Origin of the sequence: Hymenobacter setariae (genome assembly GCF_007713685.1) — a bacterium.
Taxonomy (GTDB): Bacteria; Bacteroidota; Bacteroidia; order Cytophagales; family Hymenobacteraceae; genus Hymenobacter; species Hymenobacter setariae.
The window spans coordinates 49,291-75,497 of the sequence record NZ_VMRJ01000002.1; the positions used below are offsets into that span (position 1 = coordinate 49,291).

The following is a 26,207-nucleotide window of genomic DNA, read 5'->3' on the forward strand; positions in this document are numbered from 1 at the left end:
GGAAAAAGGTCGGCCTTAGAATTTGACGTACACCCCGATGCCGGGCACGCTGATGGTCGTCTTGTAGGTACCAGCCACGCGGTCGGTGGTGCCGTTGGCCACTAGGTCGGCCTGGCTCTGGCTGCGTTGGCGGAAGTCTTCGAACAGGAACGAACCGTCGATGCCGAAGCGCTGGCTAAACTCGTAGGTGAAGCCCGCTGTGAGGCCCACGCGGTCGGCGTCGGGGGTTTCGGGAGTCAGGTAGCCATCGCGCACGCAGGCAAAATCATAGAAGCCGCCCGCCCGCACACTTAGGCCGCTCGTGACCTTGTACTGGCCACCTAGGCGCAAGGCCACGGCGTCTTTGTAGTTGCGCACCGAGCTGGAGGAGGTCACGCCCGCCCCACCCAGCACCCCGCCGGTGTAGGTGAAGTTGAGCGCCTGGTATTTGCTCCAGCGCACGAGGTTGGCGTCGAAGGCCAGGGTCAGCTTATCGTTGGGGCGCACGCCCACCCCGAAGCTGTACACGTCGGGCAGCGGCAGCGTGGCGCTGAAGTTGGTAGCCGTGAAGCTGCTGGCCGCAGCGGCTGGAATACCCGATACCCGCACATCGCCACCCGACACGTGCGCGTCGATGGCCGAGCGGTAGCTGGCCCCGAAGCTCAGCTTATCGCTAGGCTTGTACATGATGCCCACGTTGTAGCCAAACTTGTGGTCGGCCTTGCCCGAAAGCGTAGCGTGGGCCGTGGTGCCGTTCTGCGATTGCAGCGGAATGTCGCGCTGCAGGTCTACATCGCCGTAGGCCAGCATGACGAGGCCGGCTCCGATGCCCAGCTGCGGCGTGATGGCGTAGGCCGCCGTGGCTTGCACGTACACCGAAGTCAGCTTGATGTCGGTGAGGGTGTAGCGGCCCGTCCAGCCGTGGCCGTAGTGTAGCTCGCTGCCGAAGGGCACGTAGGCCCCTAGGCCCACCTGAAACTTGTCGTTGACCTTAAAGCCCGCGTAGCCATTGAAGGGGAAGACGTTCTTGTTCTGCAGGGTTTCCTGGCCGGTGCCCCCACCTTCGGGGCGGAACGTGATGCGCGGCACGGCCATGTTGATGCCGGCCTGAAAGCTGCTGTAGCCTACAAAAGCAAACGCGCCGGGATTGTAGAACTGCGCGGCCTGGTCAAGATATAGGCCGGTGCCCGTGCCACCCATGCCGATGTTCTTCTGGCCGGAGAGGCCTATTTGAAAGCCGCTGGCGAGCGCGCCCGAGGTGGCGGCCAGCAGCGCTCCTCCCGTGAGGAGTAAAGATTTTGCCTGCATACGTAGAATGAGGGTGGGTGAGAAAGATGGGAATAAAGGTATTGTGCTTTTTGCAAAAAAAGTAGGCACGCCTACTATATCCCAGCCATTATTTTCTGCAAAGCTATTGCCTACCCGCGGTGAATGAATTTGAGCCTAGGTGCGTGCGGACGCGGAGCCATACCACCCACGCGCTACCTCATTTCAAAACATTAACTTAACAGCATTAGCTTTACCTGTATGGTAGTTTTGTACTACTATTTCCCCACAGCTTCCACTATATGACAAAACCATTCCTCAAACTGGGTTGGACTAGCTTGCTGGCGCTAGCCACGCTGGGCGCGCACGCCCAAGCGACGGCGCCGCTTACTGGTACTTCCTACGCGCAAGACTTTAACGAGCTAGCCGCTACCGGCACGGCTAATACAAAGACCACGCTGCCCCTAGGGTGGGATTTTGTAGAAACCGGTACCAATGGCGACCAAACCTACGCCACCAGCACTGGCTCAAGCACGGCCGGCAATACCTACAGCTTCGGCGCCAGCGGCAGCACCAACCGCGCCTTTGGCTCGCTGCAAAGCGGCTCGGTTGTGCCCACCATCGGGGGCGGATTTGTGAACAACACGGGGGCTACGCTCACTAGCATCACCGTTGCTTACACAGGTCAGACTTGGCGCGTCGGCACCATCAACCGTACCGACCGGCTCGACTTTCAATACAGCACCGACGCTACGTCCATCAGCACAGGCACGTGGACGAGCGTAGCCGCGCTCAGCTACACCAACACGGCCGCCACCACCGTGGGGGTAGCTACTCCTACTCAAACGGCCGCTATCTCGAATACTATTACGGGGCTTAACCTAGCGGCCGGCGACACGTTTTGGGTGCGCTGGAACGACTTCAACGCTAGCGGAGCCGACGATGGCATGGCTGTCGACGACTTCTCGCTGAGCTGGAGCGCGCCCACGGCTGCCCAGCTCATAGCGGCTCCTAGCCCGCTCGCCTTCGGCAGCACGGCCGTTGGCAGCACCTCGGCCGCCAAAACCTACACCTTAACGGGTGCCAACCTCAGCAACCCGACTACGCTCACGGCCACGGGTCCGTTTGTGCTTTCGAAGGATGGCAGCAGTGGCTCGTATGGCACCTCGCTTACCTACACGGTGGCCGAGTTGGCCGCCCCCGCCACGGTGTACGTGCTGTTTGTGCCCACCGCTGGTGGTGCGGCTACGGGCCGCATCAGCCACAGCAGCGGCACGGCATCGGCCACGGTGGTGCTGAGTGGTGCGGGCTACGACCCCAACCAAACCAGCTTTAGCTTCGATGCCTGCACCGGCACTACCGACCTCTCGGATGGCTGGCTGCAATACAGCGTGGCCGGTGCCCAAACCTGGGCCTGCACCACCTTTGGCCGCAACAAGGCCACGAACTCGCCCACGGCCTCGGCGCCTTATGGCGTGCAAATCAACGGCTTTGCTAATGGCAGCAACGTTGAAAACCAAGATTGGCTCATTTCGCCTAGCCTGAACCTAAGCGCTACCAACTTCCCCGCCCTCACGTTCTGGGCGCGCTCGGCATTCACGGGCCCGAGCCTGGCCGTGCGTGTTTCGACCAACTACACGGGCAGCGGCGACCCTAGCCTCGCTACCTGGACTACGATTAGCGCGATTCTGCCCACGGCCGGCTCCGACGTTTGGACGCAGGTGGGTGGCCTCGACCTGAGCGCTTTCAAAGCGCCCAAGGTATATGTGGCCCTGGTGTACACCTCGGGCCCCAGCACCGGCGCCTCGCGCTGGACGGTCGATGATATTGCCATCACCAACGGCAATGCCGCCCCAGCCCCGGTGCTGGCCGCAACCCCAGCTACGTTGTTCCTAGGCAACCAGTCGGTAGGCAATAGCACCATTCAGACCTTCAACCTCAGCGTAGCCAACCTCACGGGCAACGTAACGCTGACGACCTCGGCTGCCGACTACCAAGTGGCAAAAGCTGGCGGCGCATTCGCCCGCACCATCAGCCTAACTCCTGCCGAACTAGCTGGCCCGACTACCATTCAAGTAAAGTTTGCGCCCCTCACGGCTGGCTTGGCCTACGCTGGCAATGTCAGCATCGCTACGGCTGGCGCCTCTACGGCTACAGTGCAGCTGGTTGGCAATTCGTACGACCTGAACAGCTCGCTGGAAGTGGTGGACTGGAACATGGAGTGGTTTGGGTCGGCTCCCTCGGCCAACGTAGGCCCGACCAACAAAGACCTGCAGCAAGCCAATGCCTTGAAGGTGATGGCCAGCCTGCGGGCCGACGTTTTCATTTTGCAAGAAGTGGTGAGTGTTGACCGCCTCAAGCAAGTAGTGGCCGACCTGTCGGCCGCCACGGGCATCACCTACGGCTACCAGGCCTCGGATTTTGGCTCTTATGCCGACGACCCCACCACCGACGCCGCCGACTACGCCAGCGCCCAGAAGTTGGCCTTCGTGTACAACACGGCCGTGGTGACCAACCCTACATTCCAGGGCCTGCTGCGGTGCAGCGAAGCCGACAACTGCCCCGCGTATAACGCCTGGGCCGGTGGTCGCTTCCCGTACATGATGACCGCCACGGTGACCCTGAATGGGGTGGCCAAGCAGGTACGGTTTATCGACATCCACGCCAAGGCTAACAGCACTGCCACGTCGGCCAACGACTACCAGCGCCGCAAAGTAGGTGCCGACCTGCTGAAAGCCTACCTAGACGCCAACTACCCGAACGACAATATCCTCATTGCGGGCGACTACAACGACGTACTCAATGGTACCATTGCCACGGGCGTATCGCCGGCCGTGAGCTCGTACAGCTCCTTCCTGAACGATGCGGCTGGCTACGTACCCCTGACGCTGGCCCTGGCCAACGCGGGCGCCCAGTCGACAGCTGGCTACCCCACCGTAATCGACAACAGCATCGCTTCTAATGAGCTAGCGGCCTACTACCTGCCGGGCTCGGCTGCCGTGCGCACCGATATCGCCAGCCAGATTGAGAGCTACGCCACCACTACCACCGACCACTACCCAGTGTTCACGCGCTACTCGTTCTCAACGCCTGACCTGGTCATCAGCACTCCCAACCAGCTGGTGCTCAATGGCATTTACAACAGCATCACCGTTACGGGTACTGGCTCGGCTCGGGTACAGGCGCCGGTGGCAGTCAATACGTCGCTGACCGTGCAAGGCGGCGGCCGCCTCGACACCGACTGCCAGCCCCTGACGGGCCCCGGCACCTTCACAGTGGCCGATGGCGGTACGCTGGGCATCTGCGATGCGGCGGGTATTACCACCACCGGTAGCACGGGCGCTATTCAGGTTACGGGCACGCGCTCGTTCTCGATAGCTGCCAACTACGTCTACAATGGCACGGCTGCCCAGGTAACGGGCCTAGGTCTGCCTAGCCAAGTGCGCGAGCTGACGACCACCAACGCCAGCAACCTGACCCTGAGCCAGCCCCTGACCGTGGCCCAGACTCTGACTGTGGCCAGCAGCGGCAACGTGCTGCTAAACAACCAAGCCCTGACGCTGCGCTCTGACGCCGCGGGCACGGCCCTCGTCGTGAACAGCGGCACCGGCACCGTGCAAGGCGCCACGGCTGCCGTGCAGCGCTACTTCGATGGCAGCCTCAATGGCGGCTTAGGCTATCGCCAGCTGTCGGCGCCGGTGAGCGGCTCGACCGTGGCCGACCTGGCCACGGCTAGCTTCACGCCCGTTGTGAACTCAACGTATAACGGTAGCGCCATGCCCGGCTCGGTGCAGCCCTACCCCACGGTGTACGGCTACGACGAAAGTCGCCTCACGACTACGACCAATAACTTATCGGCCTTCGACAAAGGCTGGTACTCACCGGCTGACCTGCGCAGCGCGCTGGTAGTAGGCAAAGGCTACACCGTGAACCTAGGTGCTAGGCAGGCAGTAGACTTCGTGGGTGCCCTCAACAATGGCGACTACACCCAGAATCTGACGCGCCAAGACCAAACTGCCGATGGCGGCTGGCAGCTGCTGGGCAACCCCTACCCCGCCCCCCTTGACTGGAGCCAGGTGATGCCCGCCGACCGCCCCGGCCTCGAAGCGGCCGTGTACGTGAGCCAGAGCACCGGCCAGTATGCCAACACTTACCGTAGCTACGTTAACAAAATCGGTGTTCCCGTGCTGCCAGTTGGCCAAGGCTTCTTTGTGCGGGTAGCCGAAAACCAGATCAGCGCCACCCTATCACTGCACAACAGCCAGCGCGTGACCAGCTACGCCACCCAAGTGAGCGTGCAGCGCACCACCGGCGAAACCCGCCCCCTGCTGAACCTAACCCTTGGTACCGCCAGCGGCAGCGCCGACGCACTGTATGTATATGCTGAAAGCGGCGCTACCGCCGGCTTCGACGTGCAGCAAGACGCCGCCAAGCTCCCCAATGCCACTGGCCTGAACCTAGCTGCTCTCACCAGCACGGGCCAGCCCCTGAGCATCCAAGGCCTGGCTACCCTGACTGGCCGCGTGGCTTTGCGCGTGCAAGTGCCGGTCGCTGGCACCTACTCGCTCACCGCTGCCGAATTGCTGAACCTGCCTGTTGGCACTCAAGTCGTGCTAGAAGATACTAAAACCGGCCAGCGCACTCCGCTCACGGCTGCGGGCAATGCCTACACCTTCTCGGTAGCCGCTGGCGAGCCCGTAGACGGCCGCTTCTGGCTGCGCCTCAATGGCGTGGATAGCCCGCTGGCCACTACTAGCCCGCTGCAAACTGAGCTAGCTCTGTACCCCAACCCCACGCAGAATGGCCAGGCTACGCTGCTCGTGCCCACTGGCACGGGTGCTGGCCAAGTGCGGGTACTCGACGCCCTAGGTCGTCTGGTGCGCGAGCAAGCGCTCGTGGTAGGTGGTGCTACTACGCTGAAGCTGGCTGGTCTGCCAGCCGGCGTGTATATGGTGCGCGTGCAAGCTGGTAGCGAGCAGGCTACCCGTCGCCTCACTATTAACTAACGTAGCGCGCCGCTTAGCCTTTTGGCTGGCGCGCCGCTGCACATAGGGACTAGCCCTTCGCTGGTTTCTTCTTTAAAAACGCTCGTTGGCTCGGCCAGCGAGCGTTTTTTAGTTTAGAACGCTACCTAGGAAATCTTGCACATTGCTGCGCAACTTGCCACGGCTTACGTTCTCCCTCTTGCTCATGCGCCCAGCCGACACGCGCCACCGTGGCCCGCACCCCGCCGATGACCAGCTATTTGCGCCCAAGTGGGTGCCGGTGCTGCGCCGCGCCACCGCCGAGCTGTCGTGGCTGCTCACGCGCGGGTACCCGCCCAGCGCCACCCTAAAGCTAGTGGGCGACCGCTACGCCCTCACCGAGCGCCAGCGCTGGGCCGTGGGCCGCGCTGCCTGCCCCGATGAGCTACGCACCGGCCGGGCATCTAAGCAACTACTGCCCAGCGACCTAGGTGGCCGGCCTATATCCATCGACGGCTTCAACCTACTTATTACCCTCGAAACCGCTTTGAGCGGCGGTGTGGTGCTACGGGGCCGCGACGGAGCCCTGCGCGACTTGTCGAGCATTCATGGCACCTACCGGGCGGTGCAGGAAACCGACCGGGCCATTCAGCTGGCCGCCACCGCGCTGCTTGCGCTCAGGCCCGGCCCCGTGCGGTGGCTGCTCGACCAGCCCGTGTCAAATAGTGGCCGACTGGCGGCGCGCCTACGCGAGTTGGGGCCCGCCCTAGGTCTGCCCTGGACGGCCGAAGTAGTCATGAACCCCGACCGCGAGCTAGCCGAAACCACCGACGTGGTCGTTACCTCTGACTCGGTTGTGCTTGACCGCGCCGGCGCCTGGCTCAACCTCGCCGCGCTAGCCTTGGAAGCCGCCCCGCCGCGCTGGCTGCTCGACCTAGGCGAGGACTACGCAGAGGCTGACGCAGGCTAGGAACGACTGCGTTTTACAGTCTAAACTGGCTTTACTGATTCCAGCCTAGTTTCCTAGGTTCCTGATGCAGCGCGGCGACTTAGTTACCGACCTTTCTCCTTAGTCTTTTATGAAAACCTATGCGTCTTAACCCTTTACTGAAGCCCGTCCTAGCCCTACCACTACTGGCAGCCCTGCCAGTGGTGGCCGCGCCGCCCGTAGCTACGCCCTACTTTTCGGAGCCCGCCGTGTCGCCCGACCGCCAGGAAATCGCCTTCGTATCGGGCGGCGATGTGTGGACGGTGCCGGTGGCGGGCGGCGAGGCCCGGCTGCTGGTGGCCCACCCCGCCACTGAGAGCCGCCCACTGTACTCGCCCGATGGCAAAACGCTGGCTTTCACCTCCACGCGCAGCGGCAACGGCGATATTTATCTCCTGAATTTTGAGAGCGGTGAGTTGAAGCGCCTGACTTTCGACGACGGGCTCGACCAGCTCGACGCGTGGTCGGCCGATGGCAAGTACCTCTACTTTTCCTCGACCAGCCGCGACATCGCGGGCATGAACGACATCTACCGCGTGCCGGTGGGTGGCGGCACGCCCACCGCCGTATCGGCCGACCGCTACGCCAACGAGTTTTTCGCCGCGCCCAGCCCCGATGGCAAAACGCTAGCCCTGGTCGCCCGCGGCATCGCCTCCAACCAGTGGTGGCGCCACGGCCACAGCCACTTAGACGAATCTGAAATCTTGCTGCGGCAGGACGACAAAAGCGGCCCTAGGTATACCAGCCTCACCAGCGGCGGGGCCAAGGCCCTGTGGCCCATGTGGGGGCCGGGCGGCCAAAAGCTGTTTTACACCAGCGACCAGGGCGGCCCCGAAAACATCTGGACCACCGGCCTCACCAAGGGCACGCCCCAGCAAGTCACCAACTTCAAGGATGGCCGGGTACTGTGGCCCAGCGCCTCCTACGATGGCAAGCTCATTGTATTTGAGCGCGACTTCAGCATCTGGACCTTGGACACCCAGAACGGCCAAGCCAAGCAGATAGCCATTCGGCGGCGCGGGGCGCCGGCCAGCCCCACCGTGGAGCGCCAGCGCTTCACCGACCGCTTGCAGGAAATGGCGCTCTCGCCCGATGGCAAGAAGGTGGCCTTCATCGTGCACGGCGAGGTGTTTGCTGCCTCGGCTGCCGATGGCGGCGACGCTACCCGCCTCTCGGTGACCACCGCCGCCGAAAGCGACCTAGCCTGGGCGCCCGACAGCCGCCGGCTGGTATACGTGTCGGCCCGCGACGGCGCCAAGCACCTCTACAGCTACACCTTCGCCACCGGCAAGGAGACGCGCCTGACCAACGCGGCCACCAACGACGCTGCCCCGCGCTTCTCGCCCGATGGAAAGCTGCTGGCGTTTCAGCGCGATGCTAAAGAGCTGCGTGTGCTCGACCTAGGCAGCAACCAAGAGCGCATAGTGGGCACCGGCCGCCTCGACCGGCCGCCGCTGGCTGCCGAGCGCTCGGCCGTGTGGAGCCCCGATGGCAAGTGGCTGGCCTTTGCCCCGGCCGGCGCCCGCGGCTTTACCAACGTGCAGGTGGTGCCCGCCGCGGGTGGCGCGGCCCGGCCAGTGAGCTTCCTGGCCAACTCCAACAGCAACACCCTGTCGTGGAGCCCCGATGGCAAATACCTGCTCTTCGACACCGGCCAACGCACCGAAGACGCCGAAGTAGCCCGCGTCGATTTGCAGCTGCGCACGCCGCGCTTCCGCGAGGACCAGTTCCGCGACTTGTTTAAGGAAACGACACCCGGCCCGGTGTCGCCCGACAAAAACCAGAACCCGCCACAAAAGCCCGCCTCCCCGGCCACGCCAGCACCACTGCCCGTAGCCGCCGCCGACTCGGTCCGCACTAAAACGCGCACGACGGCCAAAACCAAGAAGTCGGGCAAAGGCAAAAAGGGGACTGACACTGCTGCCACCGCTACAGCGGCCAAGCCGCCGGTCAACATCAACTTCGAGGATATTCGGCGGCGCCTGAGCTTGGTGCCGGTGGGCATCGACGTGCGCGCCCAAACCATCAGCCCCGATGGCAAGTGGCTGCTGCTCACTGGCAGCGTCTTGAATCAGACTAACTTGTACATCTACCCGCTCGATGAGCTGAGCAAGGACCCCGCTACCGCCCGGCAGATTACCTCCACGTCGGGTGCCAAGCGCGAAGCCCAGTTTTCGCCCGATAGCAAGGAAGTGTATTTCCTCGACCAAGGCCGCATTCAGGTGATGCCGGTAGAGGCGGGCAAGGGTGCCTCGCGTAGCGTACCCGTGGCCGCCGAGCTCGACGTAGACTTCGAGCAGGAGAAGATGGTAGTCTTCGACGAAGCCTGGGCCTACCTGCGCGACTTCTTCAACGACCCTACCTTCAATGGTGCCGACTGGCCGGCCCAGCACGACAAATTTGCGCCCTACATCGCCGGCGCCCGCACCCCCGACGAAGCCCGCCGCCTCACTAACCTCATGATTGGCGAGCTCAACGCCTCGCACTCGGGCATGGGCCCGGCGCCCACCACCAATGGCACGGTGGCACCCTCCACGGGCCGCCTAGGTGTGCGCTTCGACCCCATCGAATACGAGCAAAAGGGCCGCCTGCGCGTGACCTCGGTGCTGCCCCTAGGCGCCGGCGCGCTGGCCGGCCTCAAGCCCGGCGATGTGCTGCTGGCCGTAGATGGCCGCCCCATCAACGGCAGCACCAACCTCGACGAGGTGCTGCAATACAAGGTGGGCCGCCGCACCACGCTCCGCGTTTCTTCTGATACCAGGGAGCGCGAGGTAGTGGTGCGTCCCCTCAGCCGCGACACCGAAAAGGCCCTCGACTACCGCCAGTGGGTAGAGGAGCGCCGTGCCTACGTGGCCAAGGCCAGCGGTGGCAAGCTCGGCTACGTGCATATGTTCGACATGTCGGCCGCCTCGCTCTCACAGCTTTACCTCGACCTTGACGCCGAAAACATGAGCCGCGACGGCGTGGTAGTAGACGTGCGCAACAACAACGGCGGCTTCGTAAACGTGTACGCCATCGACGTGCTGGCCCGCCGCAGCTACCTCACTATGGCCGACCGCGGCACGCCCACTCCGGTACCCGCCCGCAGCGCCCTAGGTCAGCGCAGCCTCGAAATCCCGACGGTGCTCGTCACCAACCAGCATTCGCTCTCCGATGCCGAAGACTTTAGCGAAGGCTATCGCGCCTCCAAGCTCGGCAAAATAGTGGGTGAGCCCACCGGCGGCTGGATTATCTTCACCTCAGGCACCACCCTGCTCGACGGCTCCAGCCTGCGCCTGCCCACCAGCACCATCCGCTCGACCCGCGACGGCAAGGTGATGGAGATGAACCCCCGCCCCGTGGACGTACCCGTGACGCGCCCCATCGGCGAGAGCTACACCGACCGCGACATCCAGCTCGACACCGCCGTGAAGGAGCTACTGGGGCAGCTAGGCAAGTAGCCTGTAGTACCGTTATAAAACGGTTATAAAAAGGCCCATCTAAACCGGCTGTCATGCTGACGAAGGAAGCATCTTATCCGGTCAGAACAACCTTGATAAGATGCTTCCTCCGTCAGCATGACAGCCGGTTTTTTTATATGTTCTTTATTTAGACTCTAGCAGCGGCAGCACCTCGGCTACTTCAAACAATGAGTTGTAGCGCAGGATAGATTTTAGCAAGGATAAGTGCCCTTGCCCGATGATGAGCACGATGGATTTGTCATGCTGCACATCCACGGCACGCAGCAAGTTGGTGTAGATGCGCACGTTGCGTTTGAAATAATCGCCACCTAGGTCAGCGCCGGCGTAGTCGGTGCCACTACCTACGCGGTTCAGGTAGAGCAGGTAAGAGTCCATGTTGCCACGGTCGGAGGCTTCGGTATTCATTCGCTTAAAATGAGTTAATAAGCTCTCGCCGCTATACTTGGGTGCTGGGGCTTGGCGGGCGCTGATGGCTTTGGTGCGCGCCTTGATGAGCAGGCCCATGCTGTCGCTAACCGGCGCTTCGAAGCCGCCCTTCAGAATGGCTTCCTGGCCGTGCTGCTTGGCCGAGGCCTGCGCGGCCTCGTAGTCGAATACGCCGTCGGCATCGGCGCAGTACACTTTGGGGCGGTTCAGCTTTTTGGACAAGCGGTAGCCTACTTGCACTACCTCGTTGTTGTTGTCGCGCTGGTTGCCCACCTCGCGCTGCCCCTTGCGGTAGAGCGCATACGTGCTATCCACGAAGCGCTGGCGGTACTCCTGCTTCCACTCCACAAATACCTTGTCGGCCTGGGTTTTCTGGAGCTTGCTCACCAGCTCGTCGAGCTCGCGCTGTTTGTCGGGCGTGCTCATGTCCACCTTAGTACCTTTTATAACGTCGCTGTCCGAGGCATTGAAGTGGAACGTGCCCACCAGATACACCTTGATTTTAGTGTTGAGCGGAGCAGCCGTTTGGGCCACGGCGGGGCGGGCGGCGGCAAGGAGCCCTAGGGCGAGCAGGGAGCGGAAGTAGGTGGCGAGCGACATGGCGGTGCGGTGGTTGAGAAGTGATGTTGCAAAGGTGCCCGACCCACTTAGGGCCCGAAATTTTATTATCCCAACCCTTCAGGCTTTTATCCCAACCCGCGGACTGCGCCACCGGCCGGGTCGTCCGGGCCTGGGCGGCGTTGGCCCCGCCTAGGTGGGGGTTGGGATAATAGGTTAGCACTGGCGCAGACCCCGCGCCTACTTTTAGCGCATGAACCGCAACCGCATTCACTTGTACCAGGGCTTGGCCTGGGGACTGATTATTGGCTACCAGCTGCTTTTTATCAGCCTCAACTACAGCCCTTCCGACAAGGTCAGCCTCGACAAGCAGCTCTTATTACAGCTTACGTTTATGCTGGCCAATATGAGCCTGTTTTACTACTGCTTCCTAGGGGTGTTTCCGCTGAGCCTACGGCGCAAAAGCTGGCCGCTGCTCGTGCTGGGGCTGCTGGGCACGCCACTGGTATTTGCGGGCAGCCGCTATGTGCTGCAAGAAATGCTGCTGCCGCTACTGTTCGGGTTTCGCAATTATTATCCCGGCACCACGCTGCTCTATTATTTACAGGACAACGCCTACTTTCTGCCGCCCACTATTGTGCTGGCGGGCGCGGCTGTGCTAGTGCGCGACGCCTTTGTGCGCGAAAAGGAGCGCGAAAACCAATTGCTCGTGCAGGTGCTAGAACAGCAAAAAACCCAGGCCGAGCTGGCCTTTCTGCGCACCCAGATAAACCCGCACTTTCTTTATAACACCCTCAACTACCTCTACGCCCAGGCCTACCCCGTGTCGGAGCCGCTGGCCGAGGCCGTGCTGCGCCTCTCCGACCTCATGCGCTACCTGCTGCACGACAGCCACGATGGCCAGATAGACCTAGGCCGCGAGGCGGAGTACGTGGAGAACTACCTTGCCATTCACCGGCTGCGCTTCGAAGAGAATTTCTGCGTCGAATTTGCCCAGACCGGCCAGCCGGTGGGCGGGCAGCGCGTGGCCACGCTGCTACTCATCCCGTTTGTGGAGAATGCGCTGAAGCACGGCGTCGTGAACCAAGCCGCGCACCCCGTGCGTATTCGACTGCACCTGCCGGCACCTAATCAACTAGAGTTCAGCGTCGAAAACCGCATCAGCCAGCATCACAAGGATGCTACTACCGGCGTGGGCCTACCCAATATCAGGCGGCGGCTGGCGCTGCTCTACCCCGACCGCCACACCCTGCACGTGCACGACGATGGACACACCTATCGCACCCAGCTTACGCTATTGCTCGGTGCTTAGGCTGAGCGCTTTGCTATCGAGGGCCGGCAGCTGCACCTCAAAATCGACCTTGGCTGTGGGCAAGATTTTGGGCACCACCACGTAGTACACCACACTGGCGGCTTTGTGGCCGCTGGCTGCCTCCAGCTTCACAGTGTAGGTATAGCCAGTGCAGGTTTGCAATACCTCCTGGGCTAGCACGCGGGTAGCGGTAGCAGTTTTAGTTTTGCCAGCCAGCAGCGTGTGGGTCATGAAGTTAACCATGGTTGGCGGCGCACAGTCAAACAGCTCGCGGTACTCGCTGATGGAGTTGACGATATAGTGGTTGGACTGCCCCACGTTGGGGATGGGCTCGGTGATGTGCGCTTGCAAGCCGGGTACTTGGGCCGTTTCTACCGGACTAGGGCCTGGGCAGGGCACCGTATCATCCTCTTTTTTGCAGCTATTGTTCATCGCCAGCAAGCCGCCGGCCACGATAGTGAGTAAACGAGTAAAACGCATTCAGAGAGCAGGTTGGGTGGGAAAGGAGGAGTGGCCGAACAGACTGGCAAAGAGTTGCTCAGCCAGCACCGACCTAGGGTAAGTAGCGCAGCGCAGCCCGAAAACCGCTGCTTCATTGAGCGCCCGCATTAGGTCGTGGCAACGACCTAGGAGCGCCCTTAGCAAACTTAGCTGTAATTCTTTGAAAATCATAGGGCCGCGCCTCGCTTTTGAGCGCCCGCCGGCCGTTTCGCCTAGTAGCCCGCGCTTTTGAGGCTACATTTCCACTTTCTCTACTTCCTTTTCTATGCTCCGCTGCATTGCCGTTGATGACGAGGCGTTTGCTACTCGGCTGCTTGCCAGCTACATCCAGAAGATTCCGACCCTAGAGCTAGTTGGCACCACTACCAACCCGCTCGAAGCCTTACAATGGGTGCAGGAGGGCCGCGCCGACCTAGTATTTCTTGACATCCAGATGCCCGAGCTCACGGGCCTACAGTTCCTCAAGATTTGTGGTACCCGCTGCAAGGTGGTGCTCACCACCGCCTACCCCGAGTACGCCCTCGACGGCTACGAGCACGACGTGGTAGACTACCTGCTCAAGCCCATTGCGTTCGACCGGTTTTTGCGCGCCGTGCAGAAAGCGCAGGCGCTTTTTCCAAGTCCCGCGCCCGCGGCGCTGTCCCCGCCGCCTGCCCCAGTAGCAAGTGCGCCGCTGGTCGCGGCCAGCGCGGACTACCTCTTTGTAAAGGGTGAGAGCAAGAATAAGTATCTCAAGCTCAACTACGCTGATATTCTGTACATTCAGGGTCTCAAGAACTACGTTTCTATCTACGTACCTGGCCAGCGCGTGGTCACGTACCAGACCCTACGCGACCTAGAAGCGCAGCTGCCACAGCCGCCCTTCGTGCGGGTGCACAAGTCGTTTATTATCTCGCTCGACCACCTGCGCATGGTGGAGGGCAATACGCTGCTCGTGGGCACTGAAAGCATCACGGTAGGCGAAACGTACCGCGAGGACTTCTTCAAGCTAATTCGGGAGAAAGGATAGGCGTGCTGCAACGCTGGCGCTGTTATTGCCACCTTCTTGCACCATCCTTCATTCTTGTTGCTTTTGATGAAACTGACTACCTCCCCTCTTCCTTACCTGGGCCTGGCCCTAGGTCTATTAACCGGCTGCGGCCGCGATGAAACGCCGGCCCCTGCTGCCGAAGCCACCTATAGCCGCACCGTCACTTATTCAGATACGGCCAGCCCAAGCCGGCTCGATTCTACTTTTAAGTCGCCTGTTATCAAGACTTTCGTGCTGCAAAATCCTACTTATTTTACGGTGTTCTTGCAGCGCCAGCCCGACCGCGAAGCTGTTACCTTCAGTTTTTTACGGGCCAAGCTACCGGCTAATCCAGTTGGCACTTACAGCTTTAAGACTAGGCAGGATGACACCCCTGACGTAAGCTTCGCGTACCAAATCGAGATACTAGACTACCGGAGCTCCAGTACTTGGGGCTATCATCTCTACGACAAGACTATCTATAGTCCAACGGGCTCCTTGACTATTACCGCGTATGATGCGGAGCGCCGCCTAGTAAGCGGACGTTTTGAGGTCACTGTCCCTAATGCGGCGGACCCCTTCGCGTTATACAGCACCAGTGTGCCACGCCGCAGCAACCTGAGCTTGCAAGGCACCTTTACGAACGCGCCCGTGCAGGACAGAGAGTAGCGACGCTGGCTGCTTCCGGGTCTACTTAGCGAGACCTAGGACAGTGCTAGCAAGCAGGCCAGGAGGATGCGGCAACTAATACCGCGCCCTCTTAGCCACTTACTTTCAAACCATTGCTGGCTTCATCGCTGCAACTTGGTGCTAGGCAGTATGTCTTTTTTGTGAAAAAGCTGCCATCTTACCGGCTGCATTTCACCTTGACATAATTTAATCCGCTGCTTTGAAACGACGCGACTTCGTCGGCCTCACTGGTTTAGCCACCGGGGCCCTGTTTTTACCCAGCTTTCCTAGCTTGGCTGGCAATCCGGTTGATGCCGCCCGCCTGCTAGAGCCCGGCCTTGATGTGCTGCAGAAAAAGCGCTTCGCCGACGCGGCCCTTAACACGGCCAAAGGGGCCGGCGCCAGCTACGCCGACGTGCGCATCGGGCGCTACCTCAATCAGAGCATTTTCACCCGCGAAAAGCAGGTGCAGAATATTGCCAACGGCGAGAGCTTCGGGGCCGGCGTGCGCGTGATAGCCAACGGCAGTTGGGGCTTTGCCTCTACCAACGATGTATCGGACAAGGGCTTAGCCAAGGCCGCTCAACTGGCAGTAGCCATGGCCAAGGCCAATGCCAAAACCCAGAAGGAGCCTGTGAAGCTAGCCGCCCAGCGCGGCTACGGCGACGTGAGTTGGAAGACCCCCATCAAAACCAATGCCTTTGAAGTACCAGTGGCCCAAAAGGTAGAGCTACTGCTGGCGGCTAATGCCAAAGCCACTGAAAACGGCGCCAACTTCGTTAATTCATCGCTCTTTCAAATCAATGAGCAGAAGTACTTTGCCAGCACTGACGGCTCGTACATCGACCAAGACGTGCACCGCATCTGGCCCACGTTTTCGGTCACTGCCATCGACCGGGCCAGTGGTAAGTTTAAGACTCGCGACGCGCTGAGCGCGCCCATGGGCCTAGGGTATGAATACCTCTCGCCCCAGGCCGCCGATAAAATTGTGGGCCCGCAAGGCACCGGCCTTATTGGCTACCGCAACAGCTACGACATTTTGGAAGACGCCGCCCTGGCCGCCCGCCAGGCCAAGGCCAAGCTCACGGCGCAGTCGGTTATCCCGGGCAAGTATGACCTCGTGCTGGAGCCCAACCACCTAGGGCTCACCATTCACGAGAGCATCGGCCACGCACTAGAGCTCGACCGCGTGCTGGGCTACGAATCCAATTACGCTGGTACTAGCTTCGCCACGCTGGAATGGAAGGCGAAGAACATTCCGTACGGCTCAAAGCAAGTCAACATTGTGGCTGACAAGCTACAACCCGGCTCCCTAGGTGCCGTGGGCTACGACGATGAGGGTGTGAAGTGTAAGGAGTGGACGCTCATCGACCAAGGCAAGCTCGTGAACTATGAGAAAATCCGCGACCAGGCGCATATTGTGGGCCAGACCGAATCGGACGGCTGCTGCTACGCCGACTCCTGGAGCTCGGTACAGTTTCAGCGCATGCCCAACGTGAGCTTGCGCCCCGGCACCGCCAAGCTTAGTGCCGACCAGCTCATCAGTCAGGTAGACAAGGGTATCTACATTGCGGGTCGCGGCTCCTACTCCATTGACCAGCAGCGCTATAACTTCCAGTTTGGTGGCCAGGTATTCTATGCCATCGAGAAAGGCAAAATCACAGGCATGCTCGATGATGTAGCTTATCAAGCCAACACGCAAGAGTTTTGGAACTCGTGCGCGGCGGTGTGCGATGCCTCCGAATACCGGCTGTTCGGCACCTTCAACGATGGCAAAGGCCAGCCCTCACAGAGCTCGGCTGTAAGCCACGGCTCGGCCACTACGCGGTTTAACGGTGTGAATGTGATTAATACGGCGCGGAAGCTGGGGTAAAACCTACTTAGCCGTTTAACCCCACCCCCGGCCCCTCCCCTCCGGGAGAGGGGAGTCAACCGCTCGCTCACGTTAAATGACGTCAGGCTCCCCTCTCTCGGAGGGGAGGGGCAGGGGGTGGGGTCATGCGTTGGCGGAATAGCCATTTCGAAAAAAGAACCCTGCGCTACGCAACTTCTCCCTGGAAGGTTAGTCCTTTTTCAAGAAAAAATCCCCATCTTGCCCCACCTCTTCACTCCTATTTCACTAAATCTACCCACATTTTGAACAGACGCGACTTCGTAGGACTAGCTGGCCTAGGGGCCGGGGCCCTGCTGCTCCCCAATTTTCCGAGCCTCGCCGGCGAGCTGGTAGACCCGGCGCGCCTGCTAGAGCCCGGCCTTGACATAGCCCAGAAAAAACGCTTGGCCGACGTAGCCCTCAACGCCGCCAAAAGCGCGGGCGCCAGCTACGCCGACGTGCGCATTCAGCGGACCCTCAACCAAGGTATTTTCACTCGCGAAAAGCAGGTGCAGAACATTGGCAGCACCGAGACCATGGGCGTGGGCATCCGGGTGATTGCCAACGGTACCTGGGGCTTTGCCGCCACCAACCAAATGACCGATGCGGGCATTGCCAAGGCCGCCCAGCAAGCGGTGGCCATCGCCAAAGCCAACTCGAAGGTGCAGAAAGAGCCCGTGCAGCTGGCCCCGCAGCGCGGCTACGGCGATGTAAGCTGGAAGACCCCCATTCAGCAGAATGCGCTGGAAGTGCCCATCAAGCAGAAGGTAGACCTGCTGCTGAACGCTAATGCGGTAGCCCTCGATAACGGCGCCTCGTTCGTGAACTCGGCGCTGTTTCAAATCAATGAGCAGAAGTACTTTGCCAGCACCGATGGCTCGTACATCGACCAAGACGTGCACCGCATTTATCCCAACTTTGGCGTAACGGTGGTAGACCGCGCCAGCGGCAAATTCCGCTCGCGGCAGTCGCTGAGCCAGCCCATGGGCCTAGGCTACGAATACCTCACGCCCAAGGCCGCCGACAAAATCGCGGGTCCGGCTGGCTCTGATGTGATTGGCTACAAGAACAGCTACGACATCTTGGAAGACGCCGCACGCGCCGCCAAGCAAACCAAGCAAAAGCTTACCTGCAAGTCGGTTATCCCAGGCAAATATGACCTAGTGCTCGACCCTGGCCACCTAGGGCTCACCATCCACGAGAGCGTGGGCCACCCGCTGGAGCTCGACCGCGTGCTGGGCTACGAGGCCAACTACGCCGGCACCAGCTTCGCCACCCTAGAGTGGAAAGCAAAGAACCTACCCTACGGCTCGAAGCAGGTTAATATCGTGGCTGACAAGCTACAACCCGGCTCCCTAGGTGCCGTGGGCTACGACGACGAGGGCGTGAAGTGCAAGGAGTGGGACCTCATCAAAGAAGGCAAGCTCGTGAACTATGAGAAGATTCGCGACCAGGCGCACATCGTGGGCCAGAAGGAATCGGATGGCTGCTGCTACTCGCAGTCGTGGCAGGATGTGCAGTTCCAGCGCATGCCCAACGTGAGCCTGCGCCCCGGCACCGCCAAAATGAGCGTGGACGACCTTGTGAAAGGAGTAGATAAAGGCATTTACATTGCTGGCAATGGTTCGTTTTCTATTGACCAGCAGCGCTATAACTTTCAGTTTGGCGGCCAGGTGTTTTACGCTATCGAGAAAGGCAAAATCACGGAGATGCTGGAAGATGTGGCGTATCAGGCCAACACCCAAGAATTCTGGGGTGCCTGCGCTGGCTCGTGCGATGCCTCGGACTACCGCCTGTTCGGCGCCTTCAACGACGGCAAGGGCCAGCCCTCGCAGAGCTCGGCCGTGAGCCACGGCTCGGCCACGACCCGCTTCAACGGCGTGAACGTGATTAATACGGCGCGCAAAATCGGGTAGCGCGCACTTTAGTATCTACGAAATAATCTCAGCTATAATGGCAATTCTTTCTCAAACCGAAGCGCAAGACATTCTTAAGAAGGTTATTAGCTTCAGCACCGCCGACGAGTGCGAGGCCAACATGCAGGGCAGCTTGCAGGGCAACGTGCGCTCGGCGCGCAACTCCATCAGCACCGCCGGCGCTACCGACAACGTGTCGCTGGCCGTGACCTCGTACTTTGGCAAGCGCTCGGGCACGGCTACGTGCAACCAGTTTGACGAGGCCACGCTGCGCCGCTGCGTGCAGCGCGCCGAAGAAATCGCGCGCCTGGCCCCCGAGAGCCCCGAATACATGCCCCTCCTAGGTCCGCAGACCTACCCGGCGTCGCCGCAGTCGTACGCGGCCAGCACGGCAGGCATCACGCCCGACTACCGTGCCACCCAAATGGCGACCAGCATGCAGTATTGCGACAGCAAGAAGCTGACCTCGGCGGGCTTCCTGAACGACTCGACCAGCTTCGTAGCCAAGCGTAATTCGAAAGGCTTGGAGGCCTACCAGCGCCTGACGAACCTCGATTTCAGCATCACGGTGCGCACGCCCGACGGGCAGGGCTCGGGCTACGCCTCGACCGACTTTACCGACATCAGCAAGTTTGACGCGGCCCGCCTCACGCGCACGGCTGCCGACAAAGCAGCTTCGTCGGTGGGTGCCCGGGCCATCGAGCCAGGCAAGTACACCGTTATTCTGGAGCCTAACGCGCTGCTATCGAACTCCGACGCCTCGCTCCTAGGTGCCCTGATGCGGTCGTTCGACGCCCGTTCGGCCGACGAGGGCCGCAGCTTTTTGAGCAAGAAAGGCGGCGGCAATCGCAAGGGCGAGAAGATGTTTGACGAGCGCGTTACCATCTACTCGGACCCCACCAACCCCGAGATACCCGACCTTACGTTCTCGGGCGATGGCCGCCCGCAGCAGCGCACGACCTGGATTGAAAAGGGTGTGGTGAAGAATTTGTACTCGTCGCGCTACTGGGCGCAGAAGACGGGCATTCCGTCTTTACCCGGCCCCGGCGGCTTCATTATGGAAGGCGGTACCCAAAGCACCGCCGACCTCATCAAGAGCACCAAAAAAGGCATCTTGGTGACGCGCCTGTGGTACATCCGCCCCGTTGACCCCCAGACGCTGCTGTACACGGGCCTTACTCGCGACGGAACGTTCTACATCGAGAACGGCGCTATCAAGTTCCCGGTTAAGAACTTCCGCTTCAACGAGAGCCCGATTATCATGCTCAATAACCTGGAAGCCATCGGCCGCCCCGTGCGTCTGTCCGGCAACCTAGTGCCGCCGCTGAAGATTCGTGACTTCACGTTCACGAGCTTGTCCGACGCAGTGTAGCGCGTGGACCCCACCCCCGGCCCCTCCCCTCCAGGAGAGGGGAGCCTGACGACCTGAATGACGTAAGCTCACGCCTGCTGACGGTCGGCTCCCCTCTCCCAGAGGGGAGGGGCCGGGGGTGGGGTCCCACACCTGACGAGCAACATACAAAAGCCTAAAAACCGTCCTGCTTAGCGTGCCTTCGCAGGGCGGTTTTTGCTTTTCATTTATTCCTGATTAAATAGCGCTTTATACATAAAACTCTACCCATGAACCGACGTGACTTTGTGGGCCTCACCGGCCTAGGTGCCACGGCCCTGCTGCTGCCCACGCTACCCGGCTTTGGGGCTAAGCGCGTGGACCCCGCCCGCCTGCTGGAGCCCGGCGCCGACACCGTGCTGAAGAAGCGCCTGGCCGACGCCGCCCTCAACGCCGCCAAAAGCGCGGGCGCCAGCTACGCCGACGTGCGCATCGGACGCTCGCTCAACCAGTACGTGTTTGCTCGCGAGAAGCAGATTCAGAATATCGTGAGCACCGAGAGCTACGGCGTGGGCATCCGGGTGCTGGTGAACGGCTGCTGGGGCTTTGCCTCCACGAGCGTGGTCACCGAAGCCAGCTTGGCTGCCACTGCCCGCCTTGCTGCCGACATTGCCAAAGCCAACAAGCTGGTGCTGAAAGAGCCCGTGCAGCTAGCGCCGCAGCAAGGCTTCGGGGAAGTGAGCTGGAAGACGCCCCTCGTGCAAAGCGCCTTTGAGGTACCGGTGAAGCAAAAGGCCGACCTATTGCTGGCCGCCAACGCCGCAGCCATGGCCAACGGCGCCAATTACATCAATTCGGCGCTATTCCAAGTAAATGAGCAGAAGTACTTTGCCAGTACCGACGGCTCGTATATCGACCAGGACGTGCACCGCCTCTGGCCCACCTTCAATGCCACAGCAGTGGATACTAAGTCGGGCAAGTTTCGCTCGCGGGAGGCGCTGAGCGCGCCCGTGGGCATGGGCTACGAGTACCTCACGCCGAGCGCCGCCGAGCAGGTGCGTGGCCCCCAGGGCACCGATACCATCGGCTACAAGTTGCGCTACGACCTGCTGGCCGACGCCGCCCTAGCCGGCAAGCAAGCTAAGGCCAAGCTGACCATGAAGTCGGTTATTCCGGGTAAATACGACCTAGTGCTCGACCCCGGCCACCTAGGACTGACCATCCACGAGAGCGTGGGCCACCCCACTGAGCTCGACCGCGTGCTGGGCTACGAGGCCAACTTTGCGGGCACCAGCTTCGCTACGCTGGAGTGGAAAGCTAAGAACCTGCCCTATGGCTCGAAGCAGGTTAACATCGTGGCCGACAAGCTGCAGCCGGGCGCGGTGGGCACCGTGGGCTACGACGATGAGGGCGTGAAAACTAAGCAGTGGGACATTATTAAGGAGGGCAAGCTGGTAGACTACCAGAAAATTCGAGACCAAGCGCACATCGTGGGCCAGAAGGAATCGGATGGCTGCTGCTACGCGCAGTCTTGGGACGACGTGCAGTTTCAGCGCATGGCCAATATTAGCCTCAAGCCCAGCCCCACCAAGATGAGCGTGGACGAGATGGTAAGCAAGGTTGATAAGGGTATTTACATTGCCGGCGCGGGCTCGTTTAGCATTGACCAGCAGCGTTATAACTTCCAGTTTGGTGGGCAGCTGTTTTTCGCCATCGAGAAGGGCAAAATCACGGAGCCGATTGAGGACGTGGCGTACCAGTCGAACACCCAAGAGTTTTGGGGCGCTTGCGCCGGCTCGTGCGACCAGTCGGACTACCGCCTGTTCGGCACTTTCTTCGACGGCAAGGGCCAGCCCACGCAAAGCTCGTCGGTGAGCCACGGCTCGGCTACGACGCGCTTTAATGGGGTGAACGTGATTAACACGGCCCGGAAAGTTTAGCGCCCGCATCTCTTACTATCAGCAACTTATCCAATGGCTATTCTCTCTAAAGACGAAGCCCAGGCTTTACTAAAAAAGGTGCTGTCCTACAGCACCGCCGACGAGTGCGCCGTCGGACTTGACGGGCGCACCACTGGCAACATTCGCTACGCCCGCAACAGCGTGAGCACGGCCGGCGCCTCCGATACGGTGTCGCTCTCCGTCGAGTCGCGCTTCGGCAAGCGCTCGGGCATTGCCACCTGCAACGAGTTTGACGAGGCTACGCTGCGCCGCTGCGTGCAGCGCGCCGAAGAAATCGCGCGCCTCGCCCCCGAGAGCCCCGAGTACATGCCGCTCCTAGGTCCCCAAACCTACCTCAACCCGCCCTCGACGGCGGCTACGCTGCTCACGCCGGCCACTCGCGCCCAGGCTGCGGCCGACAGCATTGGGCTGTGCTCGGCGAAGAACCTCACGGCGGCGGGCTTTCTGGATGGCGGCGCCCGCTTCACGGCGCTGCGCAACTCGAAGGGCCTGGAAAGCTACCAGCAATCAACCAGCACCGACTTTTCGGTGACGGTGCGCACCGCCGATGGGCGTGGCTCGGGCTACGCCATTGCTGATGCCACGGACCCTAGCAAGCTCAATTTTAAATCGTTGACCCAGCGGGCCGCTGACAAGGCAGCTTCGTCGGTAACAGCCAAGGCCATCGAGCCGGGCAAGTACACCGTTATTCTGGAGCCGGCCGCGCTGATGGCGGGCGATGACCTCTCGCTCCTAGGTGGCTTGGTGTACAACATGGGTGCCCGCGAGGCCGACGAGGGCCGCAGCTTCCTGACCAAGAAAGGCGGCGGCAACCGCAAGGGCGAAAAGCTTTTCGATGAGCGGGTCAACATCTACTCCGACCCGCTGAATGCCGAGGTACCGGGTAATGCCTTCGATGGCGAGGGCCTGCCCACCAAGCGCATGAGTTGGGTGGAAAAAGGCGTGGTAAAAAACATGTTTTACTCGCGCTTTTGGGCTCAGAAGAACAACGTGGCGCCTACGGCTTTCCCGAGCAGCTTTATCATGACGGGCGGCACCCAAAGCACCGCCGAGCTCATCAAGAGCACCGCCAAGGGCATTCTGGTCACGCGCCTGTGGTACATCCGCGAGGTAGACCCGCAAACGCTGTTGTATACGGGCCTGACGCGTGATGGCACGTTCTACATCGAAAACGGCGCCATCAAGTTCCCTATCAAGAACATGCGCTTCAACGAAAGCCCTATCATCATGCTCAACAACGTGGAGGCCATCGGCCGGCCCCAACGCTTGGCCAACTGCCTAGTGCCGCCGCTGAAAATCCGCGATTTCACCTTCACGAGTCTGTCCGACGCCGTGTAGCAACCACAAAAAACCCGCCTGTCATGCTGAGCTTGCGAAGCATCTTCTCACGTTGGAGTTACCAATCCTAGCGTGAGAAGATGCTTCGCAAGCTCAGCATGACAGGCGGTTGAGGAGCCTGATTTAGCTGTTTTTTAGCTCTTACTTGCCGAATTGGATGGCGGCGTAGAGCTGAAACACGCGGTTTTGCAACCTAGGGTCGTTCACGCCGCTGAGGTTCTTCACGTCGTTGATGTCGTTGAGGCCGGCTACGTAGCGGGCACCGATGGAGAGGGCGCTGAATTTCAGGCCCGCGCCAGCGGCTAGGCTGAAATCGCCACGCTTGTAGTTGCCGGTCGAGGACTGGTCGACCTGGCCGTAGCTAGCCGAGCCGTTGGTGTTGCTAACCTGCACTTGACCCTTCTCATTGGCGCTCACGAGGTAGCCAAACTGTGGGCCAGCCTCTACGAAAATGGGGCCTAGGGTTACTTTAGCCAGCACGGGCACCGTGAAGTAATGTAGCTTGGTTTCGTAATCGGTAAAGGCGCCTTTGAGGTCGCTGCCCTGCACCGAGTATTGCAGCTCGGGCTGAATGGACAACGGCCCTAGGATGTTGGCCTGGTACAAGATACCCACGTGGTAGAAGGTCTTGTAGCTGGCATCTTCACCCGAGCGGCCTTGCAGCTGGGCGAAGTTGACGCCACCTTTCACCCCGAACTGGGCGTGAGCTTTGGGGGCAAGGGCTAAAGTGAGCAGCGCGGCTACCGGAAGGACGAGAGCTTTCATGAGGATAATTTTTTAGTGGTAGAATACCAAAAGGGCTAACGGGATACCAGCCGAAATAGTACGGCCGCTTGCACTAACGGGCCCTCAACCAATGGAGTTATGGTGAGCTTCGGCCAGAATAACTAGAGAAAAAATGCGCTACCGCGCAACCAACCGCGTCGCTTTGTTTCATTTAGGTGCCCCGGCTGCCTTTATTTGCTAGCTTAACTTTTACGTATGCCCGCTGCTCCTTTCACGTTTGTGCGCCTCAGCTACCACTCCGGCGACTGGGACGCGGTAGACGAGCGCATGCCGGCCAACCTGCTGCACTCGCTGGTGCAATACACTACTGTGCCCGTCGAGCCCAAGGAGAAGGTGGTGGCCCTCGACAGCCCCGAGCTGTTCAACTACCCTTTTTGCTACCTCAGCGGCCACCGGCTGGTGCAGTTTTCGGCCCAGGAAAAGAAGAATTTCACGCAGTACGTGCGCAACGGCGGCTTCGTATTCGTGGACGACTGCAACCACGACATCGACGGCCTATTTGCCCGCTCCTTCGAGGAGCAGATGCGCGCCTGCTTCGGCGCCACGGCGCTAAAGAAAATCCCGAAGACCCACCCCATCTACAGCCAGTTCTTCAAATTCAAGGACGGCCCACCCAATACGGGCTTCGAGCTCAATGGCTGGGGCGACGACCTGGTGCACGATTACCTGAAAGGCGTGGAGATAAACGGCCGCCTAGGTGTCCTTTATTCCAACAAAGACTACGGCTGCGAGTGGGACTACGACTTTAGAAACAAACGCTTCTTGGCCGAGGACAACACCAAGTTCGGGGTCAACATCCTGCTATACGCACTGAGCTAGGAGCTTTTATCAAACACATTACGAAGCATTTGCATTAGAAATCTCTACGAATGACCGAACAAGACGTTAAAACGCTCCTCGCTAAGCTGCCCGTCCTCAAGGCGGAGATTGGCAAAATCATCGTAGGCCAGGAATCGGTGCTCGACGAAGTACTAGTGGCGCTGCTGGCTGGCGGCCACGCCCTGCTAGAGGGCGTGCCAGGCCTAGCCAAAACGCTGCTGGTCCGCACGCTGGCTTCGGCCACCGACTTGCCGTTTCGCCGCATCCAGTTCACGCCCGACCTGATGCCGACCGACATCCTAGGTACCGAAGTGCTGGAGGAAGACCATGGCACGGGGCACCGCTCGTTCAAGTTCAACCAGGGGCCCATTTTCGCTAGCCTCGTCCTGGCTGATGAGATAAACCGCACGCCACCCAAAACCCAAGCAGCGCTGCTGGAGGCCATGCAGGAAGGCCATGTCACCTACGCTGGCCAGGAGCACGCACTGCCCAAGCCGTTCTTCTTGCTGGCTACGCAAAACCCTATCGAGCAGAGCGGTACCTACCCACTGCCCGAGGCGCAGCTCGACCGTTTTTTGCTGTACGTGCGCATTGGCTACCCCACCGAGCAGGAAGAAATGGCGGTGCTAAGCGGCACCACTGGCGGCGCCCGCGCCGAGGTAAAGCCTATTCTGGGCGGGGCAGATATTCGGCAACTGCAACAGTTGGTACGCCAAGTCAGCCTGAGCCCCGAGCTGCTGAGCTTCGTGAACCGACTGGTACGGGCCACGCGCCCAGCCACATCCACCGTCAAGTTCATTCAGGACTACGGGCGCTGGGGAGCGGGACCTAGGGCCGGCCAGGCGCTCATTTTGTGCGCCAAAGCACGCGCACTGCTGCAAGGCCGCTTCGCTGCCACGCTCGATGATATCAAGGCGCTGGCGCCACCAGTATTGCGCCACCGGGTGCTGCTGAATTTCAACGCCGAAGCCGAAAACCTGACGCCGGACGACGCGGTGCGCGAGTTGCTGAAGGCTGTAGCGGTATAGTCAAACTGGTTGTCATTGCGAGG

Annotated in this window: 17 protein-coding genes; 13 read left to right on the forward strand and 4 right to left on the reverse strand. The window is 60.7% G+C overall.

Translation table 11 applies throughout. The features are described from left to right. Positions 1-15 precede the first annotated feature (15 nt). Positions 16-1,287 (reverse strand): OmpP1/FadL family transporter, encoded by a 1,272-nt coding sequence (locus tag FNT36_RS06775; protein ID WP_144845759.1) that lies wholly within the window; start codon positions 1,285-1,287, stop codon positions 16-18. Between the two features lie 260 nt (positions 1,288-1,547). Between FNT36_RS06775 and FNT36_RS06780 the strand changes: the two genes are divergently transcribed. The 3 genes from FNT36_RS06780 to FNT36_RS06790 all read left to right on the forward strand — a co-directional run bounded on the left by FNT36_RS06780 (position 1,548) and on the right by FNT36_RS06790 (position 10,637). Continuing rightward, on the forward strand, positions 1,548-6,251 hold the full coding sequence (locus FNT36_RS06780; protein WP_144845761.1) for a T9SS type A sorting domain-containing protein: 4,704 nt from the start codon (positions 1,548-1,550) through the stop codon (positions 6,249-6,251). A 184-nt stretch (positions 6,252-6,435) separates the two neighbouring features. Next, positions 6,436-7,179: a DUF434 domain-containing protein gene (locus FNT36_RS06785; protein WP_144845763.1), complete on the forward strand. Its 744-nt coding sequence runs from the start codon at positions 6,436-6,438 to the stop codon at positions 7,177-7,179. Between the two features lie 119 nt (positions 7,180-7,298). Beyond that, positions 7,299-10,637 (forward strand): S41 family peptidase, encoded by a 3,339-nt coding sequence (locus tag FNT36_RS06790; RefSeq protein ID WP_144845765.1) that lies wholly within the window; start codon positions 7,299-7,301, stop codon positions 10,635-10,637. A 144-nt stretch (positions 10,638-10,781) separates the two neighbouring features. On the opposite strand, the gene FNT36_RS06795 is transcribed toward FNT36_RS06790, so the two are convergent. After that, entirely contained in the window at positions 10,782-11,684 is a 903-nt protein-coding gene (locus FNT36_RS06795; protein ID WP_144845767.1) for a DUF5694 domain-containing protein, read from the reverse strand. 211 nt (positions 11,685-11,895) lie between these two features. Here FNT36_RS06795 and FNT36_RS06800 point away from each other — a divergent pair, with 211 nt between their 5' ends. Beyond that, positions 11,896-12,954 carry a sensor histidine kinase gene (locus FNT36_RS06800; protein ID WP_144845769.1) on the forward strand — a complete coding sequence of 353 codons (1,059 nt, stop codon included), beginning with the start codon at positions 11,896-11,898 and terminating at the stop codon, positions 12,952-12,954. On the opposite strand, the gene FNT36_RS06805 is transcribed toward FNT36_RS06800, so the two are convergent. After that, on the reverse strand, positions 12,937-13,434 hold the full coding sequence (locus FNT36_RS06805; protein ID WP_144845770.1) for a hypothetical protein: 498 nt from the start codon (positions 13,432-13,434) through the stop codon (positions 12,937-12,939). The two genes, FNT36_RS06800 and FNT36_RS06805, sit on opposite strands and share 18 nt — an antisense overlap. Positions 13,435-13,720: 286 nt before the next feature. Between FNT36_RS06805 and FNT36_RS06810 the strand changes: the two genes are divergently transcribed. From FNT36_RS06810 to FNT36_RS06840, 7 genes are all read left to right on the forward strand, one after another. Continuing rightward, a complete protein-coding gene (locus FNT36_RS06810; RefSeq protein WP_144845772.1) occupies positions 13,721-14,464 on the forward strand; it encodes a LytR/AlgR family response regulator transcription factor in 744 nt (247 codons plus the stop codon). A 66-nt stretch (positions 14,465-14,530) separates the two neighbouring features. Next, positions 14,531-15,133 carry a hypothetical protein gene (locus FNT36_RS06815; protein WP_144845774.1) on the forward strand — a complete coding sequence of 201 codons (603 nt, stop codon included), beginning with the start codon at positions 14,531-14,533 and terminating at the stop codon, positions 15,131-15,133. Positions 15,134-15,353: 220 nt separating this feature from the next. After that, a complete protein-coding gene (locus tag FNT36_RS06820) occupies positions 15,354-17,006 on the forward strand; it encodes a TldD/PmbA family protein (RefSeq protein WP_144845776.1) in 1,653 nt (550 codons plus the stop codon). A gap of 263 nt (positions 17,007-17,269) precedes the next feature. Then, a complete protein-coding gene (locus FNT36_RS06825) occupies positions 17,270-18,922 on the forward strand; it encodes a TldD/PmbA family protein (RefSeq protein WP_144845778.1) in 1,653 nt (550 codons plus the stop codon). A gap of 37 nt (positions 18,923-18,959) precedes the next feature. After that, on the forward strand, positions 18,960-20,294 hold the full coding sequence (locus FNT36_RS06830) for a TldD/PmbA family protein (protein ID WP_144845780.1): 1,335 nt from the start codon (positions 18,960-18,962) through the stop codon (positions 20,292-20,294). A gap of 248 nt (positions 20,295-20,542) precedes the next feature. Beyond that, on the forward strand, positions 20,543-22,192 hold the full coding sequence (locus tag FNT36_RS06835) for a TldD/PmbA family protein (RefSeq protein WP_144845782.1): 1,650 nt from the start codon (positions 20,543-20,545) through the stop codon (positions 22,190-22,192). 33 nt (positions 22,193-22,225) lie between these two features. Then, positions 22,226-23,551, forward strand: a complete 1,326-nt coding sequence (locus FNT36_RS06840; protein WP_144845784.1) for a TldD/PmbA family protein — start codon at positions 22,226-22,228, stop codon at positions 23,549-23,551. Between the two features lie 141 nt (positions 23,552-23,692). Here FNT36_RS06840 and FNT36_RS06845 read toward each other — a convergent pair whose 3' ends face one another. Beyond that, complete coding sequence (locus tag FNT36_RS06845; protein ID WP_144845786.1) at positions 23,693-24,316, reverse strand: porin family protein; 624 nt, start codon at positions 24,314-24,316, stop codon at positions 23,693-23,695. A 216-nt stretch (positions 24,317-24,532) separates the two neighbouring features. Here FNT36_RS06845 and FNT36_RS06850 point away from each other — a divergent pair, with 216 nt between their 5' ends. Then, complete coding sequence (locus FNT36_RS06850) at positions 24,533-25,156, forward strand: DUF4159 domain-containing protein (RefSeq protein ID WP_144845788.1); 624 nt, start codon at positions 24,533-24,535, stop codon at positions 25,154-25,156. 50 nt (positions 25,157-25,206) lie between these two features. Beyond that, positions 25,207-26,184, forward strand: coding sequence for an AAA family ATPase (locus FNT36_RS06855; RefSeq protein ID WP_144845790.1), 978 nt, complete (start codon positions 25,207-25,209; stop codon positions 26,182-26,184). The last annotated feature ends 23 nt before the right edge of the window (positions 26,185-26,207 follow it).